Origin of the sequence: Enterococcus quebecensis (assembly GCF_001730365.1) — a bacterium.
GTDB classification, from domain to species: Bacteria; Bacillota; Bacilli; order Lactobacillales; family Enterococcaceae; genus Enterococcus_L; species Enterococcus_L quebecensis.
On the sequence record NZ_MIKB01000014.1, the window covers coordinates 33,752 to 59,159 of the forward strand.

The window sequence follows — 25,408 nt, forward strand, 5'->3', positions numbered from 1 at the left end:
CTTACTCCCCCGCTCCAGCTAGTCTCTTAATAATCGTCACAACGGGAATATTATACATTTCAGCATAAGGTTTCACATAAACTTCTCGATCCAAACCATAGCTGTCTGGCTTCACTTTTTGAACCACACCGACTGGCAGATTCGCTGGTGAATTTTGACCTAAACCGGAAGTTTGAACAATATCGCCTTCTTTGATGTCCATGTCTCCGACTAACTGACTGATGATTAGGGTGTTTTCTTTATCATCATAACTCTTTAGCAAGCCATAAGAATCGCCTTTTTCTGAATTGATTTGCACAGGAAAGTGATTTGAGTTTTGATTTTTAGAAGTCAACAACTCCACTTTAGATGATGTGGCACTCACCTCTATTACACGACCAATCAATCCTTTTTGTGCCATAACTGCCATATTAGGCTCGATACCGTCATTTGATCCACGATCAACAACCAGTAAATTTTGCCACATATCAGGAGAACGCGTGATAACAGTTGCTGTCACTTTTTCGTAATTGCCCAATGTCTGGTTCAAATCTAATTCTTTTTTTAAGGCTTCATTTTCTTTTTTTAGGTTATCATTTTGAATGGATAGTTCACCGTAACCATCAATTCTTCCTTTTAAGCGTTCATTTTCATCATATGTTTTAAAAAGTGTGCTGATTGATGAAATACTATTGCCAACTACCTTGGCTGGAAAAGAAATTACTTTGTCGACGAATCCCACACTGTCATTGACCGCTGACTGACCCAGATTATTTTTTCCACTAGTTGCTCTTTTAGCTGCGGTCAAACTAATAATCGTAACTACGATAATAACTACGATCAGTGTGATAATTATATTTTTATTTGGATTAAATTTTTTCACATTGACACCCCGAATAATCTTTAGACTGATAGCAATAATTTTACCACTAATTCCAGACAAACAAAAGAGCTGTGGTGCGTCTTTACCTATTTTTATTAAATAAAGTTATTTTCATAAAAAAGCAGAGCAGGCTGAATGCCTTACTCTGCTTTACTTACATCTAAATCAAAAGCAAAATTTGTTTGCTTATTTTTCTTTATTTTCTTCCGTTAATAACGCTTTACGTGAAACATTGACACGACCTTGTTTGTCGATTTCAGTCACTTTTACAAGAACTTCATCGCCAAGTTTTACAACATCTTCTACATTGTTTACACGTTCATTGGCTAATTGAGAAATATGAACTAAACCATCTTTTCCTTTGATTAAGTTAACAAACGCACCGAATTTTTCGATACGAACGACTTTACCAAGGTAAACTTGTCCAACTTCCACTTCTTTTGTCAATTCTTCAATGATCTTAATTGCTTTTTTGATCATATCTGCATCAGCAGAGGCAATACTTACATTACCTTCTTGATCGATATCGATCTTAACGCCAGTTTCATCGATGATTCCATTGATTGTTTCTCCGCCTTTACCGATAACATCTTTGATTTTGGCTGGAGCGATTTGGATCATTTCGATCTTCGGTGCGTATTTACTTAACTCTGAATGCGGCTCAGCAATCGTTGATGTCAATTCAGCAAGAATTTCCATACGAGCTTTTTTAGCTTGTGTCAATGCTTCTGTTAAGATTTGTTCAGTGATCCCTTGGATTTTAATATCCATTTGTAAAGCTGTAATTCCGTCTTTTGTTCCAGCTACTTTAAAGTCCATGTCGCCTAAGTGATCTTCTAGACCTTGGATATCTGTTAAAATTGTATAGTTTTCACCATCACTAACAAGTCCCATAGCGATTCCGGCAACTGGTGCTTTGATCGGTACACCGGCATCCATCAATGCCAAGATCCCAGCACAAATACTTGCTTGAGAAGAAGAACCATTTGATTCTAAGACTTCTGATACTACACGGATCATGTAAGGGAAATCTGCTTCACTTGGAATAACTTGCGCCATTGCACGTTCACCTAAGGCACCATGACCAATTTCACGGCGACCAGGAGATCCAGCACGACCTGTTGAACCAACAGAGAATTGCGGGAAATTGTAATGGTGAATGAAACGTTTGCTATCTTCTACCCCTAAACCATCAATGATTTGGTGTTCACCAAGTGGTGCTAGTGTTACAACAGACAATGCTTGTGTTTGTCCTCGAGTGAATAATCCAGAACCATGAACACGCGGTAAAATACCGATTTCTGATGCTAATGGACGAATTTCATCTAACTTACGACCATCAGGACGGATTTTGTCGATTGTGATCAACTCACGAACCACGTCTTTTTCTAGATCTTCAGCGATTTGTTTCACTTCTTTAGCTACTTGCTCTTCATCTTCGTGACCAGCAAATTTTTCAGCGTATGCTTCTTTCAATTGATCTTTGATAGCATCGATATTGACTTCACGAGCTAATTTTTCTTCTGTCATAACAGCTTCTTTCATTGAAGCGTAGTAAGCATCGAAGATTTCTTTTTTCAGATCAGCATCTACTTGCAATAATTTGATTTCCATTTTTTCTTTACCGACAGCGGCAACGATTTCTTCTTGGAAAGCAACTAATTCTTTGATTGCATCAAAACCGAAAAGTAATGCACCAAGCATATCTTCTTCTGATACTTCTTTGGCACCACTTTCAACCATGTTGATGGCTTTTTTCGTTCCAGCAACGGTTAATTCGATATCTGTTTTTTCAGATTGTTCTACTGTTGGGTTTAGGACATATTCGCCATCTACACGACCAACATCAACACCTGCGATTGGTCCGTCAAATGGAATATCTGAAATCGCTAATGCAAGAGATGAACCAAACATTGCCGCCATTTCTGGCGTACAATCTTGTTCTACACTCATTACTGTATTAGTGATTTGTACTTCATTACGGAAGCCTTCAGCAAACATTGGACGAATTGGACGGTCGATCAAACGAGCAGTTAACGTAGCACGTTCACTTGGACGTCCTTCACGTTTAATAAACCCACCTGGGATTTTACCTACAGCGTACATTTTTTCTTCATAGTTGACTGTTAATGGAAAGAAATCGAAATCTCTCGCATCTTTTGAAGCAACAGCTGCACTTAAGACAACTGTATCACCGTAACGAACTAATACGGCCCCATTTGCTTGTTTGGCTAACTGGCCAATCTCAACTTGTAAGGGACGTCCGCCCCAAGTCGTTTTAAACACTTTTTTTTCTGTCATCTACTTATCTTCTCCTTTTTTCTTCGGAAAAGTTAGACTACTACTAAACAAATGAAAAGATTCAAAAGAATTGAGTCCTTTTATTTGGTTAGTAGATTCATTCAAACTTTCCAAAGATGATTAATTTTTAGTATTTTAAGGATACTTAACCTTCGCTTTTAAATAAGCTAAAAAGCGAGGTTCATTAAGAATCTCGCTTTTCCTTTTTTGATTAACGACGTAATCCTAAGCGTTGGATCAATTCGCGGTAACGTTGGATGTCAGTTTTACGTAAGTAAGCTAACAAGTTACGACGGTGTCCAATTTTTTTCATTAGTCCACGGTAAGAATGGTGATCTTTTTTGTGAACGCGAGCGTGTTCGTTCAAGTGATTGATATCAGCAGTTAATACAGCGATCTGTACTTCTGGTGAACCAGTATCTCCTTCATGACGAGCGTATTCGCTAATGATTTCGTTTTTCTTTTCTTTTGACATTGCCATGTTTTTCACCTCTTCTTAATTAGTCATCTTCTTACTGAGTAATGCGTTGGTGATTCGCACAACCAAGTAAAAGACGGTATGTTTCCACACAGGTATACTTTACAGGAAAGCATCCATAAATGCAAGACTAAGCTTAAATATCTGCATGTTTTTTGAACAATTTATCCCCTTTTTTAAAGCATTTATGATAAACTAAATAAGCGAAGAAATACACAATTAAATGGGATTGCTTTCCAAATAAGTTAAATCCATATTTGTAAAATAGTTGAAGGAGGAATTATCCCATGATCACCATGGAGGATATTATCCGTGAAGGAAACCCGACCCTTAGAGAAGTTGCATCAGAAGTTGCCTTACCGCTTTCTGCAGATGACATTAAGTTAGGGGAAGAAATGATGGAGTTTTTAAAAAATAGCCAAGACCCCGTCAAAGCAGCAGAATTAAAATTACGAGGCGGTGTAGGATTAGCTGCGCCACAATTAGATATTTCTAAACGAATCATAGCAGTTCACGTGCCAAGTGGCGATTTGGAAAATCCTGAACCGGTATTGAGTGCCGTAATGTATAATCCTAAAATCTTAAGCCATTCCGTACAAGATGCTTGTCTTGGCGAAGGCGAAGGTTGCTTGTCTGTTGACCGTGAAGTGCCAGGGTATGTGGTACGTCACAGCAAAATCACTCTTTCTTATGTTGATGCATCGGGTGAAAAACAAAAAATCCGCTTGAAAAATTATGAAGCAATCGTTGTTCAACATGAAATCGACCATTTGAATGGTGTAATGTTTTATGATCATATCAATCAAAAGAACCCATTCACCTTAAAAGACGGCGTATTGGTGATTGAATAATTTTAAAGTAAGCAAAGAAGGGATAAAACATGGTGTATGTTTTATCCCTTCTTTATTTTTATCTAAATTGCTCTTAATTCTTTCAATGCTTTCCAAATACCATCGTTATCGTTAGTATCTGTCACAATTTTTGCTTCTTTTTGAACATGAGGCAATGCATTGCCCATCGCAATACCAATTCCTGCTTCCCGTAGCATCTCTCTATCATTTTCACCATCGCCAAACGTGATGATGTTTTCCCGCTCGATCCCAACGCGGTCTGCTAAATTAAGTAAAGTTGCTGCCTTAGAACCATTCTTCGGTACAATATCCACACTTTCAGAATGCCAGCGGATAAAACGGAATTTAGAAAATTCATTATCAAACATGCCTTCAACAGATTTGTCATAAAAAGCCAATGCTTGATACACATCATTTTCTTTTTGAAAGTTCACATCATACTCTGGTGCTTCAAAATCAATAGAGCCCATTGCTTCAACCATTTGCTCACGACGGTGGTGATTATTTTTCTTCACTTCGTCTAAACCAACATAAGCAAGTCCAATTTCTCTTTTTTCTACTTCTGAGGCAAAGCGATGTAATTCATCTTGATCTAATAGATTTTGATAGTACTGCTCATGGTCTAAAAATGCAGCTGCACCATTACAAAGAACATAATTGGAAAAATCTAAATCTAAGATAATGTCTTGAGCCATAAATCGGCTGCGTCCGGTAGCAATCGTGACAAGATGTCCTTGTTTGCGCAACATCCGTAGTGCTTCTCGTGTACTTTCTAACGGTTGTCTATCCGTTCCTAGCAATGTTCCATCGATATCAAATGCAAAAAGTTTTCTTTTCATAGCGTAATAAGTCGCTCGCTTTCTATGTTTTTGGCAAATATTTGCTGCCTTCTCTAACGGCCAATGGGCTTAAGTCGGTCATCTTGATCAACATTTGGACCCAATCTGGATCAGTTTTACTGTATTGACGCAAGGACCAGCCAATCGCTTTTTGAATAAAGAACTCATCTGTAGTTTTATCATAAATAATCGCTTTTTTCAACAACACAGTGTTTGTTTTTTCTTTATATAATAATTGCAGATTGATTGCAATTCGTCTATGCCAAAAATCTTCTTCACCAAAAAATGCTTCAAACAGCTGCGGCATTTCATCTAAATGATGAAATCCCCAAAGACCAAAAAACTTTCGCCAAGAATCTACGCTGTCCCACCATGCTTTTTCTATCACAAAAGGTTTAAATCTCAATACTTCTTCAAAGGAGAAAGCTTTGACATTAACTGTAGCTAAATCAATTGCTACATATTGATATTCTCGCTCAGGCTTATTATAGTAAAAAACAACCAAATCGAACAACTCTTCAAATGACATTTTTTTACTAGATTTTAAAAGTTCTTTCTCTAGCACCGCTCTTTCAGGTGCCGCAACACCTGCAAAAGGAAATAAATTTTTCATATAGGCAGCCATTTGCTCTGCTTTTTCTTCGTTCTTCGGAAAAATTATTTCATCCATTCTATTGCTCTCCTTTTATTCTTTCCTCTATCTTACTTCAAATAACTTTAGACGGCAAAAAAAGCCGAAACGAAAGTACTCGTTTCAGCCTCTGATTTATCTAATCCAAATATGTCGTATCCGCATTATTCAACCATGCATAGCCTAAACCTATTACTAAGCCACCACCGATAAAGTTACCAATCAAAGCAAAGAACAGGTTGTGCGCTACACTACCAACTGTCATTGCCGCCATTGTCCCTTGAGAAGCAAAATACGCTAAACTAAATGCAGGGAAATTAGCAATAACGTGCTCGTAACCCAAGAAGGCAAAGATAAAGATGATAAAAACAATCGCCGCAACTTTACCAGCATCATCTTTCATACGCATACTTACCAACACCGCTGTATTTACCACGATATTTGCAAATATCGCTTCTACTAAAATTTGTGTGGTCGTTTTATTTAATTTTCCAGCAATCGATGTGAAAAAGAAACTATCTGATGCTAGATCTTGATAAGGAACTGTCAATGAAATCAAGTAACCAAAAAGAACACCGCCAACTAAGTTAAAGAAAATACAGGCAACTAAAATTTTCGCTGCAAATGATAAATTGATCTTTTTACGATATACACCAACTGTCATGTATAACATATTCGATGTTCCTAACTCAGCGTTCATATAAAGGATCATAACCAGTGACCAGCTAAACATAAATGCGTAAAGGATTTTACCTAAGCCGTGTACCATATCTTCACCTTTCATGGCAATGGCAAAAGCTACTGCTGTTCCTAATGTCAAAAACATACACGCAAGAATAGCACGAAAAGCATAACGCATAAAACTACTTTGGAATAAGTTCATTTTTTTACTGATTGATTTGTCGATCTGCTCAAATAATGGCGATACTGGTTTCATTTTATTTCTCCTTTTCAATTTGTTTTCATATTTATATTTTCAAAAAACATCCTTTACTATTTTAAAGACCAACGGGTGTTTTGTCTAGTGCTTTTTCATCGAAAATATCACTTTTTTTCATAACATAACAAATTAAAAGCAAGAATTCCACATAGACAAACATCCCATCACTCCACTTTTGAATATCCTATTAATAGATTTAAATTCCAGCTATTTCCTGTTCCTTCACTAAAATTATGCATGCTAACTGTTCAATTTTGAAACGAAAAATCCATCTAAAGGAGGATGAATTTTATTTCTCTAGTGGTAAAATAATAAGTATTAGTGTTGTGATTATTATAAAAGGAGTTGTATGCGGGATGAAGAAGAGCAAATTTTTGTCAGTTGTTGGGATTTACTTTAAAGGGGGGGAGTATCATGTCTAGATCCATCCAAAACGATCGTCCATCATTAAGTCAACGAATTACTAATCATTATCGTTCATTAAAAAGAAGAAATGAGATTTTCACCGTGATTCTATTGTGGGTTCTTTTGTCTTGCGGCTTTCTTTTTACCTTATTTTTTATAGCGGATAATCGTTATCCTGCGAAAATGACTTCTTATAATCAACAATTGTATACGCTTCAACAAGAACGGACAGATATTCAGTCTGGTAAAACTGATGTAGCAACAAAATCTTTTGACACAGTTTTACAAGAAAATCTAGACAACTTAAAAGAATATCCTCAACAAAAAAATAATTATTCTATTACAATTGAAGGAACGAATAGTAATCTAATCATCAACAAAAATAATATCTTTGTCTCAGATAATGCAGCTATGTTAGATGGTCCAATGAAGAAAAAAATCTACGATCTGAATAAACTATTAGCTGCTAGTACTAATGGTGCTCAACTAGAAGTAGTAACAGTCAGAAGTTTACCCAATGGTGAAGATGTCGAATCATATGCGAATAAAATTTTTAACCAACTAGGAATCGGCAATAAAGATGAAAATAACGGCATTTTATATTTGATTGTATTAGATGATCGAAAATTCCGCTTAGAAGTTGGCTATGGACTAGAAGGCTTGATTCCCGATGGAACAGCAGACAACATTATTAATGATGATACTGTAGTCGACGCCTTTAAAGAGGAACGATACGTTGCTGGCGTAAATCAAGTAGTAGACCAAGTCTTCGCATTGATGAATACAAAAACTGCGTTGGTGGATTCAAAAATCAACCAAGTCAAAGAACAACAACGTTCCACTAAGTTTTCTCACTGGGGATCATTCATCTTGTTACTGTTCCTCATGATCACTAGTTTATTTTTTATCATCAAATTAATTCGTGCCAAAAAGACAGTAAAACAAGCTTACCATATGTACCAAGAGCAGTTGTCGGTCTACTCTAAAGCAATCGATCAAAATGACCCCAAATTACTGCGTGAAAAAATAAAGCAAACGGATTTTTACTATATTCTGCTAAGTGGAACTTTTTTAATCCTATCTAAGAAAGGCTTACGTCGAGCAATTACCAGAGGGAGATTGTTACGAAATCCAGCCGCTCAACAAAAAGCATTTGGTCGAATTTTAATCGGTGATACCCTTTATTCAAATAATGGTGATATCTTAACGACTGCTTATTTAGCGTCTAACTATAATTCTAGTAACTGGTCAGATGATGATTCTTCTGGTAGTGGCGGCGGGTCTTCTTGGGGCTCTTTTGGTGGCGGGTCTTCAGGAGGAGGAGGCGCTTCTGGCGGCTGGTAGTTTATTCGGGATAGCTCAATAAAAAGCTTGAGTTATCCCTTGTTTTGCGCTATACTATACTTTGTGTAAAATAATGCAGCAGAAAAATAATAGACTCGTCAACAATTCATTGCCTTGATTGGATATCTAGCTTCTAAGGTTAAAAAACTTTATCAGCTTTTCTTTTCAGGTTCAACTGCGTAACCACGGCTGCAAAGGCGAAGGTTGAAGAATGAACTGAACGAATATGAATTTTTCAAAAGATTATTTTACTCCAAAAAAACTTATTTTATTGGAGGAATTTTTAATGTCACGTTATACAGGACCATCATGGAAAATCTCTCGTCGTCTAGGTATCTCTCTATCAGGAACTGGTAAAGAACTAGCACGTCGCCCATACAAACCAGGACAACACGGACCAAACAGCCGTGGTAAAGTTTCTGAATACGGTATGCAATTAACTGAAAAACAAAAATTACGTCATATGTACGGTATGAACGAACGTCAATTCGTTAACTTGTTCGTTAAAGCAAGCAAGATCAAAGAAGGTAAACACGGGGTTAACTTCATGATCTTACTAGAACAACGTTTAGATAACGTCGTTTACCGTTTAGGTCTTGCAACTACTCGTCGTCAAGCACGTCAATTAGTTAACCATGGTCACGTTACAGTAGATGGCAAACGCGTAGATATCCCTTCATACCACGTTGAAGTTGGTCAAGTGATTTCTGTTCGTGAAAAATCTCAAAACGTAGTAACAATCAAAGAAGCTGTTGAAGCAACTGTTGGACGTCCAGCATTCGTAAGCTTTGACGCTGAAAAATTAGAAGGAAGCTTCACTCGTTTACCAGAACGTGATGAGTTATATCCTGATATCGACGAAGCTCTTGTCGTTGAATACTACAACCAAAAACTTTAAGATTCGATTGGAAGACAAGCCTTACAGCTTCCATTCCATATCAATCTACTTTGGAAACCTTGTTCTTACGAACAAGGTTTTTTTCTATACAAAAAAGGGTCTGAGGTATAACTCTTCGAGTTATACCTCAGACCCTTAAAATCCAAAAAATAGTGAAACGATAACAGACTGTACTTTACTTCAACCACATCAACTTATAAAAGCTAAGCACGCCCATCCCATCTCCTGCCATTATCACCCTTGTTCCTCTAATACACCATCTTCCATAACAAATACTTTATCACAAAAATCAATCAAGCGCCGATCATGAGTTACCATAATCGTGGCCTTGTTTTTTTCTTTTGTTTCTCTGGCCAATATCTTTACAACCTCAAAAGCTCTATCAGAATCTAAACTTGCTGTTGGTTCATCCGCCAAGATGATAGAGGGGTCATTGTATAAGGCTCGGGCAATTGCCACCCGTTGGCGTTCTCCTCCAGAAATTTCATCTGGATATTTTTTCTTTAGTTTCTCAATACCTAACTCTGTTAATAACTTATTGACTTTATCCACATCAGTCTTTTCTCTCTTCACCTTGTCCACCAATCTTAGTTGTTTTTCCACAGTTAAAAATGGAACTAAATTTGATGCTTGTAAGATGAAACCTATTTCTGAAAAGCGGATCTTAGATCGTTTTTTTTCATTTTCTTTACTAAATGCTTCATTGTTTATTTTAACCTCACCATTTGTAGGTGTTTGCAATCCGCCTGCAAGGGTCAAAAAAGTGCTTTTCCCCGATCCACTTGGACCGATCACCGCAACTAATTGCCCTTTATCCACAGAAAAATTCGTAGGTTTCAATGCTTCAATAGTTGTATCCCCATCTAAAAATCGTTTATCCACAGATAAAAATTCGATAGCTTTCACTTTAAACTCTCCCCTTTCTATCCAATCGCCTTCAGTGGATCAATTTTCACAATTGTCCGAACCGAGAATAACGCACCTAATACCGCAATAACCAGCATCACTCCGCCGATTGATAAGAAAAACAACCAATTACTCTGAAATGGAACGGCTGTAGGTAATACCAAAGATGTTCCTACAGTGCCAAGTAAACCAATCGTTATCCCCAAAAATGCTAACACAAACGTTTGAACAATCACAGATACTGCAATATAAAAACCAGAGATCCCCTGAGCCTTCATTATTCCGAAAATTGTTGCTTTTTGCATAGTCAAGACGTAGATAAAAATTCCGATAACAATGGCTGCAATCACGATTAAAAATCCAATCATAAATCCAAAAGTCAGTACTTGTGCACTGTATCCCGGCAACTCATTGATGAATTTATTGATATTATAACTAGTCAGTCCGCCCTCTTTTAAGTGAACATTTTTTAAGGATTCATCTTTTGCGCGGAAAACAATCGCATTCACTCGAGCGTTTTCTGAGGTATCTGACCTTTCAAAGCGAATTTGCTGAAAAGCATCTGTGGATACATACAGTACTGGCGCAACATTAAATTTAGCATTGTCTGTAAAACCCACAACTTTTATCTTCTTAGTACTGCCAGCTAGTTTTAGTGTGTCTCCAAGCTTAACACCATTTTCTTTTTTTAAACTGTTGTCCACAATCGTTTCATTCTCATTCGTAAATACTTTTCCTTCAACGATATTTGGCATTAAAAATTCATCTTTATTAATGCCAAAAAAACTAGCATTGATTTTTTCGGCATTCTTTTTATCCAATTGGATTACAGCTGGCGTTTGCCCTAAGGTTGCTTTTTCTTTTGCTTCAATCTTATCCTTTGATTTCACTGGAATCATCGACATATTAATATTGGTGTTCGATTCATCCGATAATACAATACCATCCGCCTGCCACTTATCCACAGCCGTTCGATTATCTTCTGCTAACCCATACGCTAAACCTGTCAAAAAAAAGACTAAATACGATATCAAAAACATTACACTGATTATCAATGCATAGCGTAATTTTGATCGAGTTATTTCATTCCAAGCTAAAAACATAGTCCTCTCTCCTCCTTATCAATTGATAAGTTTTGTAAAAAGTATAGCAAATTTTCGAGATCCCAACAAAATATCTGCTTTTTAAGTTCTATAAAATTTCATACATTTCTCTATTTATCTTCTAAATTAAAAGCGCTGTTCTGATATACTAAAAGAAAAATGCAAAAAAGGAGTTTATTTATGAAGAAAAAAAAAGGGACATTCTATACAATCATGCAGTTTACATTGATTTTGCTGTTTACACTTTTTTTGAGAAATTTTTTTTTAACACCTGTAGAAGTCGTTGGAGTTTCAATGGAGCCAACCTATCATGAATCTGATCGCTTGTGGCAGACGTCTTTAGTTCGTCCAAAACGGTTTGACATAGCAACATTTCCTAGCCCTAGTAGTGGGAAACGGATTATTAAGCGTGTCGTTGGATTACCTGGGGACACTATTCGGATGGAGAATGATCAATTGTATATCAACGATAAAAAATATGACGAACCCTACCTTGATGAATTTAAACAGGATTTGACAGATGGTTCTCCTTTGACTGCTGATTTTAGTTTAGAAACGATCGCTGTTGGATCAGCGAAAGTGGTTCCAGCTGGGAAATATTTCGTGTTAGGAGATAATCGCCGAAAAGCGGATGATAGTCGTTATTTTGGTTTTGTGGATAAAGAGGATATTGTCGGGGTTGTTTACTTTCGGTATTATCCATTAAATAAGATTGGTGTGCAGTAGTTTATTAACTGTTGTCACTTTGATAGCTAAAAAAGAAGCGATAAATTATCACTTCTTTTTTTAGTTATCACATTCGTTTGATTAGAGCGTTTTTAATCTGCTTATTGTAACTCAATAGCCAGCTGATACAGCGGCACTAACTCTTCATAGGTTTTCAACATATAGTCACGGGCTTTTTCTGGATCATTCAACAAATCATCTGTCTTTTTAATGATGCGACCGATCTGAAATTCACCTTTTTTTACATCACGAAAGCGAATCAAATGCTTCTCCAAATCAGTTTCATTCAACCGTTCTATCTCTGGTTGTGTATGATCAATCGATAAGTAAAAATCATCGTCCAACTGATCAAACAACGCTTGATTGTCTAAAAAAACCTGAGCTATTTCTTTTTCGCTTTTAGGATTATCGATCAGCGATAGCCACATGAATAAATAATCCGGCCAAATTCCCAATTGGAAGTGAGCTTCCATTTTGTAGCCACGCTTTTTCTGACTTAATGCAGACCAAGTATTTTCAGGTGGATAAACCGTTCGGCGGCGATGTTGAGCAATATGAACGAAAAATTCTGTTTCGAGCTTTTCCCCTAATTGATCAGCAAAATAATCATCTAACTCTTGAAATTTTGGCTGGATGATTGAACGAATCCCTTCCATTCTTGGATCTAATCCTTCTATTGTAAATACATCAAAATCTTTTTCAGTAAACATCAACATGTAGTCATTTCTCCTCTGAGTTGTTTCGTAGTTTAATTATGCAGGTGCTGCCATTCCTCTAAAGTGATGCCTCGCAAGATATCTGTAACAGCTTTTCCTTTCCACATACGGGCATTCGGAACTTCTCCTTCTACTTTCATGCCGATTTTCTCCATCACTCGACCTGATTTAGGATTGTCTATATCGTGCATCGCAAAAATCCGCATCAATTGGAGGTCTTCAAAACCCAAACGAAGCAATTCGTTTGCTGCTTCTGGGACATACCCTTGACCCCAAAATGCTTTGTTTAAAGAATAGCCAATTTCAGCAATATTATGTTGGTCTACAACACGAAGATCAATCGTTCCAATGAATTTACCAGTTGTCTTCAACTCAAGGCCATATTTCCCAAGGGGAGCTGACATAAAATAGTTTGCAATACTTTCTTTAGTATCCTTCAATGATTGATGGATTGGAAAAACGTAGGTAACCGTATCTTCATCAGAGGCATATTCGTACATATCATTAGCATCACTCAACGTTACAGGACGTAACTTTAAGCGCTCCGTTTCTAAATATTGATTCTCAGCAAAAATCAACTTTCGATTGATGACAATTTCCATACTCCCACCTGCTTTTTATACTACTTTACAGAAAGAACGATTCCAAGGCAAGGGGAACAATAAAAAAATAAGAAATCTAAAATTCGTTACTAACTGCTTCTTCGATGAAAGTTGTGACTTCTGATTTTTCCCCTTCACTTAATAACTGAACGATTTTACTGCCTACAATCACGCCTGCACAACTTTTTCTAAAACGTTCCACATGCTCTTTAGATGATACGCCAAATCCTGCCAAAACAGGTTTGTCACTGACTTCTTGGATGTAGGCTAAATGTTCATCTAATGTTTCTTGGTAATTCCGCCCAGCTCCAGTTACTCCATTGACTGCTACTGCGTAAATAAATCCTTCCCCAGCTTTCACTAATTCTGGGATTCGTTCTCTCGGTGTAGTCAAGGCAACTAAAGGAATCAATGAAATATCACTATTTTTTAACAACGGTATTAATAACTCCCGATGTTCATACGGTAAATCTGGAATGATTAAACCTAAAACATTCGTTTCAGCCAATTCTTGAATAAACTTTTCTAATCCATAGGTGAAAACCGGATTGAAATACGTCATCAACACTAGTGGCGTTGGCGTTTTGATTTGTTTTAATTGCTGGATTATTTTTCCCAACGTCACACCTTTTCCTAATGCTCGCAAACCCGCAGCTTGGATCACAGGACCGTCTGCAACTGGATCTGAAAAAGGAATCCCCAACTCGATCGCACTTGCTCCAGCGTCTGTCAACAGTTGAATTTCTTCTGCTAGTTGCTCTAGCCCTTGCGCTCCTGCCATGATGTACGGAACAAAAATAGTTTCATTCGCTTGTTGTTTTTTTGTCAGCTGTTTCGTCAACGTTTTCATTGGTTTTCCTCCTGTTGGAATAATTCTTTGATTTGCTGGACATCTTTATCACCACGACCTGAAAGACAAACAATGATTTGTTTCTCTCCCCCAAGCTCTTTTGCAACTTTCAGCGCATGACTAATGGCATGAGAACTTTCTAAAGCTGGAATAATTCCTTCTGTTTGGCACAAAATTTTGAATGCCGCTACTGCCTCTTGATCCGTCACGGATTCATAACTTGCTCTTTGAGTTTCGTTTAAATGACAATGCTCTGGTCCAAGACCAGGGTAGTCTAAGCCTGCGGAAATGGAGAACGCTTCTAAAATTTGCCCATCATCGTCTTGCAGCAATTTCATCATTGCGCCATGAAGGACACCTGTTTTCCCTTTATTGATGGAAGCCGCATGAGATTGTGTATCTAATCCAAGTCCAGCAGCCTCAACACCAATCAAAGCTACATCATCATTAATAAACGGATAGAAAATCCCCATCGCATTACTGCCGCCGCCTACACAAGCAACAACTGCATCTGGTAGTTTATTTTCTACTTCTAAAAATTGGCGCCTGGCTTCAATCCCAATAATACTTTGATAGTCACGGACGATTTCAGGAAATGGATGGGGTCCTAAAACAGAACCCATCACGTAATGGGTGTCTTCAACATTAGCCACCCAAAAACGTAAGGCTTCGTTCACTGCATCTTTTAGTGTTTCACTTCCTGAGGTAACACTTTCGACTTTCGCACCTAATAATTCCATTCTAAAAACGTTCAAAGATTGACGAGCCACATCAACGGCTCCCATGAAAATCGTGCATTCCATTCCGAATAAAGCTGCTACCGTGGCGGTGGCTACACCATGTTGGCCAGCTCCTGTTTCTGCGACAACTTTTTTCTTGCCCATTTTTTTCGCTAGCAAAATTTGACCGATCGTATTATTTATTTTGTGGGCACCAGTGTGATTTAGGTCTTCTCTTTTAAGGTAAATTTTAGCTCCGCCTACGTAATTAGTTAAACGCTCAGCAAAATACAGAGGATTCTCTCTTCCAACATATTGCTTCAAATAGTAGTTAAGTTCCTCCTGAAATGCTTGATCCGTTTTGGACGCTTCATAAACTTCCTCTAATTCTTTCACAGCATACATCAAGGTTTCTGGAACAAATTGCCCACCGTAATTTCCATAAAATCCATTATTTGGTTGATTATACATCTAATTCCTCCTTAGCTTTTTTTAGAAAAGCACTGATTTTTTGTAGATCTTTTTCTCCGTTTGTTTCGACGCCACTAGAAACATCAACAGCATAGGGATCTAGTATTTTTTTGACCTGCTGCACATTTTCAGCAGTCAGTCCGCCTGCAATAATAATTTTTTTCTCTTCCAACTGACTTAAATCTAACTTCTCCCAGTCAAATACTTCCCCGTTTCCACCCGCAAATTGTTTAGGTGGCGCATCAAAAAGGACATACTCTGCACTCATTGGTTGAACAACCGTATCCTCTACCGATAAAGCTCGAATCAAAGGAACAGAATAGCTCGCCGCTTGTAATTCTCCATGTATTTGCACCATGTCTAAATCTGCTTGTTGAATAATTGTTTCAACCGTTGATTGACTAGGGGAAACAAACACACCGATTTTTTTTACTCCTTTTGGAACATCTCTAGTCATCTCTTTGACCTTTTCTGGCGATAGTTGACGTTTGCTTTTTGCAAAAACAAATCCAAGATAATCTGCGCCATGAAAGACAGCTGCATCCACTTGTTCTTTTGTTTTTAATCCGCAAATCTTTACTTTCATCGAAGCACCTGCAATTCTTTAACTTTTTCTTTAGGATCACTTTGACGCATCAAACCTTCACCGACTAAAACCGCTTGGTAAGCATCTTTCACCAGACCTACCTGTTCTTTACCAGAAAAACCGGATTCACTGATATATACTGCCTCAGTTGTTTGCTTTTCTCCTAGTTTTTGACTAACCGAAATGGAAACATCAAAAGTTTTTAAATTACGGTTGTTTACCCCGATCAATTTAGCTGATAATGCTTCCGCTACTTTTAATTCTTGTTCATCATGAACTTCCACTAAAACTTCTAAGCCTAGTGACGTTGCTTTCTTGTATAGATCTGCTAGTTTTCGTTGAGGAAGAGCCGCTACGATCAAAAGAACTATAGTGGCTCCTGCATTACGGGCACGAATAAGCTGTTTTTCATCAATAATAAAATCTTTACATAAAACTGGAACGGTTACTTGTTCACTAACTTGCCGTAAATCTTCAATAGAACCTTTAAAGAAGACCTCATCTGTCAAAACTGAGATAGCTGTAACCCCCGCTTTTTCATATGCTTGGGCTTGTTCGATTACATTCACCGATAAATTGATTGCTCCTTTAGAGGGTGAAGCTCGTTTAACTTCTCCAATAATATGCATTTTTTCAGGGTGTTCTTTAACTTGTTGATAAAAAGAAGCAGTCTGGCGCAGTGGTTGTAGTTCCTCTATAGGCATTAACGCTACTTCTTTTTGCTTTTCATTGATTATTTTCTCTAAAAAATCCATCTATGCTACCTCCTTTTGAATTTGAATCAGTTGTTGTAATTTATCAAAAGCGCCACCACTTGCAACGCACTCTCTAGCCAAAACAATTCCTTCTTGAACAGTCGACACTTTCCCATTACTGAAAAATCCTAACCCTGCATTCAACAGAACTGTATCCAAATAAGGGCTAGCTTGATTTTTCAAAATAGAAAGCAAGATCTCTGTGTTTTGTTTCGCATCACCGCCACGAATAGCCGCCAATGGTAAACGTGCAAATCCAACTTCCTCTGGCTCAATTGTATGCATAGAGATTTGTCCCTGTTCTAGCAATGCGAAATGGGTTGTGCCCGCAAGCGTTGCCTCATCTAGACCACCTGCTCCATTGACCACCACAGCTCGTTTACGTCCCAGTTCACCTAAGGTTTTTGCCGTCTCTTCCAATAAATCACGACGATACGTTCCCATTAATTGCGACTCTAACAACACTGGGTTCGTTAATGGTCCAATCAAATTTAAAATCGTTGGCGTACCTAACTCTTTTCGAACCTTCATAACATATTTCATCTTTGGATGCATGTGAGGAGCAAATAGAAAAGCCAAACCAACCTCGTTAAGAATCGTGCTAATCTTTTCTGGCGAAAGAGCAATATTTACACCTAAACATTCAAAAATATCCGCGCTCCCTGACTTACTAGAAATGCTGCGATTGCCATGCTTGGCAACTGTCACTCCACCTGCTGATAAAACAAAGGCTGCTGTTGTACTAATATTGAAACTCCCGGACTGATCCCCACCAGTGCCGCAATTATCCATAACATTCTCTTTTTGACAATCAATCATTACAGCCTTTCGCTGAATCGTTTCAGCAATTCCCGCAATTTCTTCAGCAGTTTCTCCTTTACATTTCAAGGCGGTCAAAAATGCAGCAATTTGACTATCCGTCATTTGACCTTCAAAAATTTTCTCTGCTATTTGTTGTGATTCTATACGTGTTAAATGTTCGTTTCCAAACACTTTTTCAAATAATTTTTCCATTGCGGTAGTCCTCCGTTAGTTGAATAAAATTCTTAATCATCATTGCCCCATCAGGCGTTCCAATTGATTCAGGGTGAAATTGAAGACCAAAAATCGGATGGTCTCGATGTTCTATTGCCATGATTTCCTGATCATCATCGGTAATTGCTGTAATCATAAAGTCTTTTGGCAAGCTTTGTTGTTTGATTACCAGCGAGTGATACCGCATTACAGCGATTTTTTTAGTTATTCCACGAAAGAGACGATTGTTTTCATTGATCGTGACCTCCGATTGTTTACCATGCCTGATTTCCTTTGCTAAAACGACTTGCCCACCAAATACTTCACCAATTGTTTGATGACCTAAGCAAATTCCTAATATTGGTTTTTGCTGATGAAATTGTTGAATGACTTCCCTAACATGCCCTGTTTGTTTTGGCGTGCCAGGACCAGGCGAAAGAACAATTGCTGTTGCCTTTTTTGCTAATCGAAACACATCAGGATCATCATTTCGTGTAATCATTACTTCTTGTTCTGCTCCAATCAGCTGCGCCAAATTATAGGTAAATGAATCGTAGTTATCAATCAGTAAAATCATTTCTCCACCTCCAACAGTGCTTTGGCTTTTTGCAGTGTTTCTTCATATTCTTTTTCAGGATCAGAATCATAAACGATTCCTGCCCCCGCTTGTACATATGCTTTATTTTTATGAATCACCATCGTTCGAATGGCAATTGCAAAATCGGCTTGATCATTTTTTGATAAGTAACCAACTGCTCCTGCATAGATATTTCTTTTGACCGGCTCTATTTCATAAATGCGCTGCATCGCTCGAATTTTAGGTGCGCCGCTCACCGTTCCAGCTGGTAATGTGGCTTTTAACGCATCCATTGCAGATAATCCTTTTTTTAGCCTGCCAGTAACAACGGATACTAAATGCATAACGAATCGATATTTTTCTACTGTCATATAAACAGGAACCTCCACAGAATTGATTTCACTGACCTTACCTACATCATTTCTACCAAGATCAATCAACATTAAATGCTCTGCTCGTTCTTTTTCATCGGTTATCAGTTCTTGTTCTAAAATAGAATCCTGCTCTGGTGTCTGTCCTCGTTTACGAGTGCCTGCGATCGGGTTAGTTGTTACAACTTGATTTTTCACACTAACTAAACTTTCTGGGGAAGAGCCAACAACATAGGTCTCTCCAAAATCTAAAAAATAGAGATAGGTTGAAGGGTTGGTCACACGTAGTCGTCGATAATAATCAAAGGGTTCCTCTTCAAAATCAGCGCTTAACCGTTGTGAAGGAACCATTTGAAACAGATCTCCTTGTTTGATGTAGTTTTTTACTTTGCTAACTACCTGTTGGAAATCTGCTTTGGTAAAGTTGCTTTGGTAATTCATATTTTTTAAATGGATCTCTTTTTGTTCTTCTTGGTTTGGGGTTTGGAGTTCCATTATTTTTTGTTTCATAGCTTCTTGCAATTGTTTTTCTCCACGTTTTGAGTAAGTGTCAGCTTCAACCAAATGAATTTTTTCGCCGACGTGATCAAAAATCAAGTAAGAATCGAAAAGATAAAAATGGATATCAGGAACATTCAATTCATCAAATGGCAACTGACCTAAATCTTCGTAACAAGCAATGACGTCATAACCAACATAACCGATTGCTCCCCCTTGAAAAGGGAGATCTTTCATTGACTCTTCTTTTCTCAATACATATTTTTCAATTTCTTTTAATGGATCTTTTACAGTCATCATTTGTTCATCAATTGTTAGCTGATGACCATAACAAGAAATTTCGGAAACTGCATCCCAAGCAATAATCGAATAACGCCCTTTGCTTTTATCCCTAGGAATGCTTTCTAAGAGACATTTGTTTGTTCCTTGGATTCTTAAAAATGCTGATACAGCTGTTAAATAATCTGCTTGGATTTCTTTGATTAGTTGCATGTGATTTCCTCTTTTCCATTTTTTGATGAGACAGTAAAAAGCCCTCACAAAACAGACATTTAGCTGTTTTGTGAGGGCGAATAATAGTATCCACGGTACCACCTCAATGAAAAGATAGTTTCTTTTTAATAAACTTGGAATTCTATGTGTGGGATACTTTTAGGTATCCTATACCGTTATATTTATACCTTATCTGTAGATTTTGATAATTCCTAGTAAGGTAACTTCGCTCCTTATCGTCGCCAAGTATTGTTTCATCATCGAATCACTTTATTTTTCATGATTCAAAACAAAAAGCCCTCAAACCACACAAAAATCTGTGGTTTGAGGGCGAAATATTCACGGTGCCACCTCAAGTTTGAAAGAAAATCTTTCCTCTTGTCAGTCGTCTATCAACGACCTTACTCTATAACGGGAGTTCCCGAAAATGCCTACTACGATTCAACATTTTGCTCGAAAGTCCATTCGCAACCCATCCCTTACTGATTCGCAGTACCATCAGCTCTCTGAAAAGTTCCAGTGTTGTTACTCCTCTTTCTCAAAGCTTTACTATTGTTGATAATCATATTAGAAAATTTTAATATTGTCAACTATTTTTTATATGGATATTTTAATTTGTTATCTATTCAGTGATTTTATCGCGTTTTCTTTAATGATTTCTACAATCGTTTGCGCTGCTTTTTCCATTGATTCCAGTGTAATAAATTCATATTGTCCATGAAAATTCTCGCCACCGGTAAATAAATTAGGTGTTGGAATACCCATAAATGAAATTTTCGAACCATCTGTTCCGCCTCTAAAAGGTTGAATATCCGGCTTGATCCCAAGATTTTCCATCGCTGTAACCGCTAGCTCTACTGGCGTCATATCTTTTTCGATAATTTCTTTCATGTTGTAATACTGATCGAGAAAGTCAATGGTAAGTCGGTCTTTGTCGGCAGAAGCATTTAGTTCATCAACAATTTCAAGAAGATGTTGTTTTCTTTTTTGGAACAGTTCCTTGTCATGATCTCGAATGATATACGTCAATTCAGCATGATCCAAACTTCCGATGAATTTTGTTAGTAAATAAAACCCTTCATAACCACGAGTTTTTTCAGGAACATCCTCTTTAGGCAACAAAGCATCTAGTTTCTCACCTACTTTAATCGCATTGACCATTGTTCCATAAGCTGTCCCTGGATGGACGCTTGTTCCTTCAATTGTGATTACAGCTTGAGCGGCATTAAACGTTTCGTATTCAAAGCAACCTACTCTACCGCTATCAACTGTATAAGCAAATGATGCAGGAAAATTTGGTGCATCAAAAAGATCTGCCCCACGTCCGATTTCTTCATCTGGGCCAAAAGCCACTAGCACTTTTCCATGAGGAATTTCAGGATGCTTCAACAAATAGTCAACTGCCTCTAAAATTTCCACAATCCCAGCTTTGTCATCTGCTCCCAACAACGTCGTACCATCGGTTGTAATCAATGTTTGACCGACATAATCCTTTAGATTAGGAAACTCTTCTGTTTCCATTATTATTCCTAGTTTTTCATTCAATACAACGTCTTGACCATCATAGTTTGGAAAAATGTTTGGCTGAATATTTTCTGCATTATAATCTGCTGTATCTAAATGGGCGATAAAACCAATTGTTGGTATATCCTCATTTGTTGTTGCAGGTAAAACAGCTGTTAAGAAACCATTCTCCTCGTTATAATAGATATCAGAAAGGCCGATTTCCTGTAATTCTTTTTCAAGAATTCGTGCAAAACCAACTTGTCCTTTGGTTGTAGGGACGCTCTGACTAGCTGCATCTGAGCGAGTATTGATTTTAACATAACGAATAAATCGTTCTAATAGTTGGGTCATTATTTACCTCCTAAATTCAAATACTAATCTTCTAAAAAGGCTGTTCTCAGATTGAAATAATCACCGTACAAGTGATAACTAATTCCTTTGAGTTTTGGATTAATCAAATAATTAGACGCACTTTGGTAAAGGGGTACTTGTGCTGCATCTTGATCTAATAAAATATCTTCTGCTTCTTTGTAATCATCAAATTGTTTATTTGGCGTATTGGCATTGACTGTCCGTGCATCCGTGATCAGCTTATCATACGCATCACTTTTGTATGAACCATAGTTATACGCAGAATCTCCAGCATACAGGTTAAAATAGGAATCTAAATCACTACTTCCTGCAATCCAACCAGAGAGTGACAATTCATATTTTTTATCTTTACGTGTTTGCAGAAGATTATTTTTAGGTTGCGCATTAATCGTGATTTCTAAGCCTTTTAAGTTCTCTTGTAGTTGACTTTGCACATATTCAGAGATCTTTTTGCCATTGTCATCATCTGAGACCAACAGTGATAGTTTGATTTTATCCCCTAAGTCCGCTTTGGCTTTTTCCCACTCACCTTGTGCTTTTTTCACGTCATAAACTAAATGGTCACCACTAAATTTTCTGAAGTCTTCAGAAGTTTCGGGGTTTTTATACAAGTTTCTTGGAATCAAACCGTTTAATGGTTTAGAACCATCATTTAATACACTTTTTGTTAAGGCATCTTTATCGATTGCTTGAGCAATTGCTTTTCGCAAATGAATATTGGCTGGAGCTGTCCCAGCTTTTTTGTTGAAATCTACGTAGTAATTCGCTACATCAGAATGCGTCACATAACCATCGTCATCACTATATTGTTGAACATACTGACCACTGATTCGAGCAAGATCCAATTCATTTGATTGGTACAAATTAATACCTGTATTTTCTTCTTTAATCGTAGTAACTTTTACTTCTTCAAGGTTTACTTTATCTGCCTCATAATACGCTGTATTTTTCTTCAACGTCCAAGAATCTGATGAAGCATCCCAATCTGTTAAGATAAAAGGACCGCTGTAAATCAAATGTTCGCTATCTGCAGCATAGTCTTTCCCTTGTTTTTCAACGTATGCCTGATTTTGCGGTGCAAGCCAACCAATTGAAACAACAGTTAAAAATGATGGTTGTGCTTGTTCCAACGTTACTTCAAATTCCTTATCACTTGGTGCTGAAAGACCGATTTCGTCAATCGATTTTTCACCGTTACGGATTGCTTTGCTGTTTTTCACATTATCTAACAGATAAGCATTTGGACCAATTGTTGCTGGTGTCACTAGTTTTTTCCAAGAATAAAGAAAATCTTTTGCTGTGATTGGCTCACCATTGCTCCATTTTATGCCATCTTTCAATGTAAATTTATAAGTTAAACCATCTTCACTAATATCGACTTTTTCCGCTAAACCTGGAATCGGTGTACTATCATCTTCAAAACGAAACAATCCTTCAAACAGATGTTGGACGATCGTAAAGGTATTTTTGTCCATTGTTTGTGTTGTATCTAAGGTTGAAAGCGGTGCTGGTGAACTAATCTTGATTTTTTGGCTTGCTGCGATTCCTGTATTTTCGGTTTTCGTTGGTTCTTTTTTTTCATTGCCCCCACATGCTGTTAGTAACAATCCCGTTAATACTGCACTTATGACGAATAATTTTTTCTTCATTTTATTTCTCCCTTCAATAACTGTATACATTAACTACTCCTACCTTGTTTGTGTGAATTTCAGAAAAGCTGTGACTTCGCTCCCTTTGCACGCCTTGTATTGTTCATCATCTACTCTGGCGAAGCCAGTGGTAGTCATTCAATTTTTTGAGCTTTGACTCTTAGAATTTGATGTAATCCAAACAACAGGGCGTGATTCACTAGTTCGGGGACTTCGCTCCCTCTGGTCGCCAAGTATTGTTCATCATCTACTCTGGCGAAGCCATTCGTAGTGATTCACAACAAAAAGCCCTCATCCTATAAAAGGACGAGAGCCTAAACTTTCGCGGTACCACCTTTAATTGACTTAAAATCAAGTCCACTCTTTCAGTACAAACATACTGAGGCGCTATAACAGGCGCACCTGAATTGATCTTAACGTGTTCGATCAATTTGTTCAAAGGCCATTTTCTTCCTCATATTCACTGTCTCTTTCCACCAACCGAGACTCTCTTTGAGTTATCTGAAAAATACTTTCCTTATCTTCACATTTAATTTTAATAGATAATGTATTATATGGATTGTAGCACGAAGGCAGAAGCAGCGTCAATAGTAAGTAAATAAAAAAGAAGCACCTGTCGATCTGGGCTTCTTTTTATTTAACTTATTTCAATGCTTTTTGCACATCTTCAATCATCAAATGAGTAGATTCTAATCCACCACCACTTAAGTACCAAACATCTGGCTGTAACGAAATCACTTTACCATTTTTACCAGCGTTAGCTTGTTTAACTAATTCATTGTTTGCTACATTATCATTGCTGTCATCGCCACCAATTGCTTTGGTACGATCAACTACAAATAAGATATCCGGATTTTTTTCTAATACATATTCATATGACACACTTTGACCATGCGTTGATGCTTCAATTTTATCGTCTGCTTGTTTGAAGCCGAATGTATCATGAACAATACCAAAACGAGAACCTTTGCCATAAGCTGAAAGTTGTCCTTCATTTACCAAAACAACTAACGCTTTTTCATCACTTGCTTGCGCTTTTTCTTTAACAGCTGAAATTTCTTTTTCTAAATCTGCAATCTTTGTCTTCGCTTCGTCTTTTTTATCAAAAATTTCTGCCAAGGTTTCGATGTTTTTCTTTGTAGAATTCCAAGTATCTTTAGCATCTACTGATAGATAAATCGTTGGTGCAATTTTGCTTAGTTTGTCTTGGAAATCTTGTTGACGTCCAGAGATAATGATCAAGTCTGGTTTCATTTGATTGATTTTTTCTAGATCAGGTTCTTTGATTCCACCTGCAGATTCTACTTTTTTGTAGCTATCTAAATATTTAGGTAAATTTTTAGTAGGAGCACCAATAACTGTACTACCAACTCCTAAGGCATCCATTGTGTCTAATGAGCCATTGTCAAAAACAACAACTTTCTTCGGATTTTTAGGTACTTCTATTGAACCATTTGAATCTTTTACCGTGATCGTTGTCGCTGATTTTGAATCAGATTCTTTAGAAGCTGAATCATCTGTCTTTTTACTATCATTTCCACAAGCACCTAAAGTAAGAAGTGCGATCATTGATATTGTTGCCACTGCCAAGAATTTCTTTTTCATTTTATTTCCTCCAATGGATTATTATTTTGTTCTTATATTTCTCAAAGACTGAGCAAACGTGCTACGCTTTTCTTTTGATCCAGCTACACACGTTAGCCTTATCGGCAATAACGAAGAAAAATTCGCAGAGAAGGGCATTCTGCTATAATTTTTATTCTTATATTGCTCAAAGGCTAGGCAAACGTGTTTCGCTTTTCTTTTGATCCAGCTACACACGTTAGCCTTATCGGCAATAACGAAGAAAAATTCGCAGAGAAGGGCATTCTGCTATAATTTTTATTCTTATATTGCTCAAAGGCTAGGCAAACGTGTTTCGCTTTTCTTTTGATCCAGCTACACAC

24 protein-coding genes and 2 other annotated features are annotated in these 25,408 nt (G+C 37.4%); of the genes, 4 read left to right on the plus strand and 20 right to left on the minus strand.

Annotated elements, in window-relative coordinates:
- Position 1: 1 nt before the first annotated feature.
- From mreC to rpsO, 3 genes are all read right to left on the minus strand, one after another.
- Complete coding sequence (mreC, locus tag BCR23_RS08230; RefSeq protein ID WP_069635013.1) at positions 2-862, minus strand: rod shape-determining protein MreC; 861 nt, start codon at positions 860-862, stop codon at positions 2-4.
- 186 nt (positions 863-1,048) lie between these two features.
- Positions 1,049-3,163, minus strand: a complete 2,115-nt coding sequence (pnp, locus tag BCR23_RS08235) for a polyribonucleotide nucleotidyltransferase (RefSeq protein WP_069635014.1) — start codon at positions 3,161-3,163, stop codon at positions 1,049-1,051.
- Between the two features lie 211 nt (positions 3,164-3,374).
- Positions 3,375-3,644, minus strand: a complete 270-nt coding sequence (rpsO, locus tag BCR23_RS08240; protein ID WP_010761818.1) for a 30S ribosomal protein S15 — start codon at positions 3,642-3,644, stop codon at positions 3,375-3,377.
- 284 nt (positions 3,645-3,928) lie between these two features.
- Here rpsO and def point away from each other — a divergent pair, with 284 nt between their 5' ends.
- Complete coding sequence (def, locus tag BCR23_RS08245) at positions 3,929-4,492, plus strand: peptide deformylase (protein ID WP_069635015.1); 564 nt, start codon at positions 3,929-3,931, stop codon at positions 4,490-4,492.
- Positions 4,493-4,554: 62 nt separating this feature from the next.
- Here the strand turns inward: def and BCR23_RS08250 are convergent, their stop codons facing one another.
- The 3 genes from BCR23_RS08250 to BCR23_RS08260 all read right to left on the minus strand — a co-directional run bounded on the left by BCR23_RS08250 (position 4,555) and on the right by BCR23_RS08260 (position 6,899).
- On the minus strand, positions 4,555-5,331 hold the full coding sequence (locus tag BCR23_RS08250) for a Cof-type HAD-IIB family hydrolase (protein WP_069635016.1): 777 nt from the start codon (positions 5,329-5,331) through the stop codon (positions 4,555-4,557).
- A 22-nt stretch (positions 5,332-5,353) separates the two neighbouring features.
- Positions 5,354-6,001, minus strand: a complete 648-nt coding sequence (locus BCR23_RS08255) for a DNA alkylation repair protein (protein ID WP_069635017.1) — start codon at positions 5,999-6,001, stop codon at positions 5,354-5,356.
- Positions 6,002-6,101: 100 nt separating this feature from the next.
- Entirely contained in the window at positions 6,102-6,899 is a 798-nt protein-coding gene (locus tag BCR23_RS08260; RefSeq protein ID WP_069635018.1) for a formate/nitrite transporter family protein, read from the minus strand.
- Between the two features lie 417 nt (positions 6,900-7,316).
- Between BCR23_RS08260 and BCR23_RS08265 the strand changes: the two genes are divergently transcribed.
- Both BCR23_RS08265 and rpsD read left to right on the plus strand, forming a co-directional pair.
- The gene (locus BCR23_RS08265; RefSeq protein WP_069635019.1) at positions 7,317-8,651 is read left to right on the plus strand and encodes a TPM domain-containing protein; all 1,335 of its coding nucleotides are present in this window, start codon (positions 7,317-7,319) and stop codon (positions 8,649-8,651) included.
- A 286-nt stretch (positions 8,652-8,937) separates the two neighbouring features.
- Entirely contained in the window at positions 8,938-9,549 is a 612-nt protein-coding gene (gene rpsD, locus BCR23_RS08270) for a 30S ribosomal protein S4 (protein ID WP_069635020.1), read from the plus strand.
- 234 nt (positions 9,550-9,783) lie between these two features.
- Here the strand turns inward: rpsD and BCR23_RS08275 are convergent, their stop codons facing one another.
- Together BCR23_RS08275 and BCR23_RS08280 are read right to left on the minus strand one after the other, a co-directional pair.
- Positions 9,784-10,455 (minus strand): ABC transporter ATP-binding protein, encoded by a 672-nt coding sequence (locus BCR23_RS08275; RefSeq protein WP_069635021.1) that lies wholly within the window; start codon positions 10,453-10,455, stop codon positions 9,784-9,786.
- Between the two features lie 17 nt (positions 10,456-10,472).
- Positions 10,473-11,558, minus strand: a complete 1,086-nt coding sequence (locus tag BCR23_RS08280; protein WP_069635022.1) for an ABC transporter permease — start codon at positions 11,556-11,558, stop codon at positions 10,473-10,475.
- A gap of 180 nt (positions 11,559-11,738) precedes the next feature.
- Between BCR23_RS08280 and lepB the strand changes: the two genes are divergently transcribed.
- Complete coding sequence (gene lepB / locus BCR23_RS08285) at positions 11,739-12,284, plus strand: signal peptidase I (protein WP_069635023.1); 546 nt, start codon at positions 11,739-11,741, stop codon at positions 12,282-12,284.
- 101 nt (positions 12,285-12,385) lie between these two features.
- Here the strand turns inward: lepB and BCR23_RS08290 are convergent, their stop codons facing one another.
- The 12 genes from BCR23_RS08290 to fitD all read right to left on the minus strand — a co-directional run bounded on the left by BCR23_RS08290 (position 12,386) and on the right by fitD (position 25,067).
- A complete protein-coding gene (locus BCR23_RS08290) occupies positions 12,386-13,000 on the minus strand; it encodes a DUF1054 domain-containing protein (protein WP_069635024.1) in 615 nt (204 codons plus the stop codon).
- A gap of 32 nt (positions 13,001-13,032) precedes the next feature.
- On the minus strand, positions 13,033-13,602 hold the full coding sequence (locus tag BCR23_RS08295; RefSeq protein WP_069635025.1) for a GNAT family N-acetyltransferase: 570 nt from the start codon (positions 13,600-13,602) through the stop codon (positions 13,033-13,035).
- Between the two features lie 76 nt (positions 13,603-13,678).
- Complete coding sequence (gene trpA / locus BCR23_RS08300) at positions 13,679-14,452, minus strand: tryptophan synthase subunit alpha (RefSeq protein ID WP_069635026.1); 774 nt, start codon at positions 14,450-14,452, stop codon at positions 13,679-13,681.
- Positions 14,449-15,642, minus strand: coding sequence for a tryptophan synthase subunit beta (gene trpB / locus BCR23_RS08305; RefSeq protein WP_069635027.1), 1,194 nt, complete (start codon positions 15,640-15,642; stop codon positions 14,449-14,451). The genes trpA and trpB overlap by 4 nt, the downstream gene beginning before the upstream one ends.
- Positions 15,635-16,228: a phosphoribosylanthranilate isomerase gene (locus tag BCR23_RS08310; RefSeq protein WP_069635028.1), complete on the minus strand. Its 594-nt coding sequence runs from the start codon at positions 16,226-16,228 to the stop codon at positions 15,635-15,637. Before BCR23_RS08310 ends, trpB begins: the two co-directional genes overlap by 8 nt.
- Positions 16,225-16,983: an indole-3-glycerol phosphate synthase TrpC gene (gene trpC / locus BCR23_RS08315; protein ID WP_069635029.1), complete on the minus strand. Its 759-nt coding sequence runs from the start codon at positions 16,981-16,983 to the stop codon at positions 16,225-16,227. The genes BCR23_RS08310 and trpC overlap by 4 nt, the downstream gene beginning before the upstream one ends.
- Complete coding sequence (gene trpD / locus BCR23_RS08320) at positions 16,984-17,997, minus strand: anthranilate phosphoribosyltransferase (protein ID WP_069635030.1); 1,014 nt, start codon at positions 17,995-17,997, stop codon at positions 16,984-16,986. It abuts the gene before it with no gap.
- Positions 17,981-18,574 carry an anthranilate synthase component II gene (locus tag BCR23_RS08325; RefSeq protein ID WP_069635031.1) on the minus strand — a complete coding sequence of 198 codons (594 nt, stop codon included), beginning with the start codon at positions 18,572-18,574 and terminating at the stop codon, positions 17,981-17,983. Before BCR23_RS08325 ends, trpD begins: the two co-directional genes overlap by 17 nt.
- Complete coding sequence (trpE, locus tag BCR23_RS08330) at positions 18,571-19,935, minus strand: anthranilate synthase component I (RefSeq protein WP_069635032.1); 1,365 nt, start codon at positions 19,933-19,935, stop codon at positions 18,571-18,573. Before trpE ends, BCR23_RS08325 begins: the two co-directional genes overlap by 4 nt.
- 323 nt (positions 19,936-20,258) lie before the next feature.
- Positions 20,259-20,486, minus strand: a binding site (T-box leader).
- Between the two features lie 67 nt (positions 20,487-20,553).
- Entirely contained in the window at positions 20,554-21,792 is a 1,239-nt protein-coding gene (gene pepT / locus BCR23_RS08335) for a peptidase T (RefSeq protein WP_069635033.1), read from the minus strand.
- 23 nt (positions 21,793-21,815) lie between these two features.
- Positions 21,816-23,492 (minus strand): peptide ABC transporter substrate-binding protein, encoded by a 1,677-nt coding sequence (locus BCR23_RS08340; protein WP_141706719.1) that lies wholly within the window; start codon positions 23,490-23,492, stop codon positions 21,816-21,818.
- Positions 23,493-23,761: 269 nt separating this feature from the next.
- Positions 23,762-23,995, minus strand: a binding site (T-box leader).
- A 109-nt stretch (positions 23,996-24,104) separates the two neighbouring features.
- Positions 24,105-25,067 (minus strand): iron chelate ABC transporter substrate-binding protein FitD, encoded by a 963-nt coding sequence (gene fitD / locus BCR23_RS08345; protein ID WP_069635034.1) that lies wholly within the window; start codon positions 25,065-25,067, stop codon positions 24,105-24,107.
- Between the last annotated feature and the right edge of the window lie 341 nt (positions 25,068-25,408).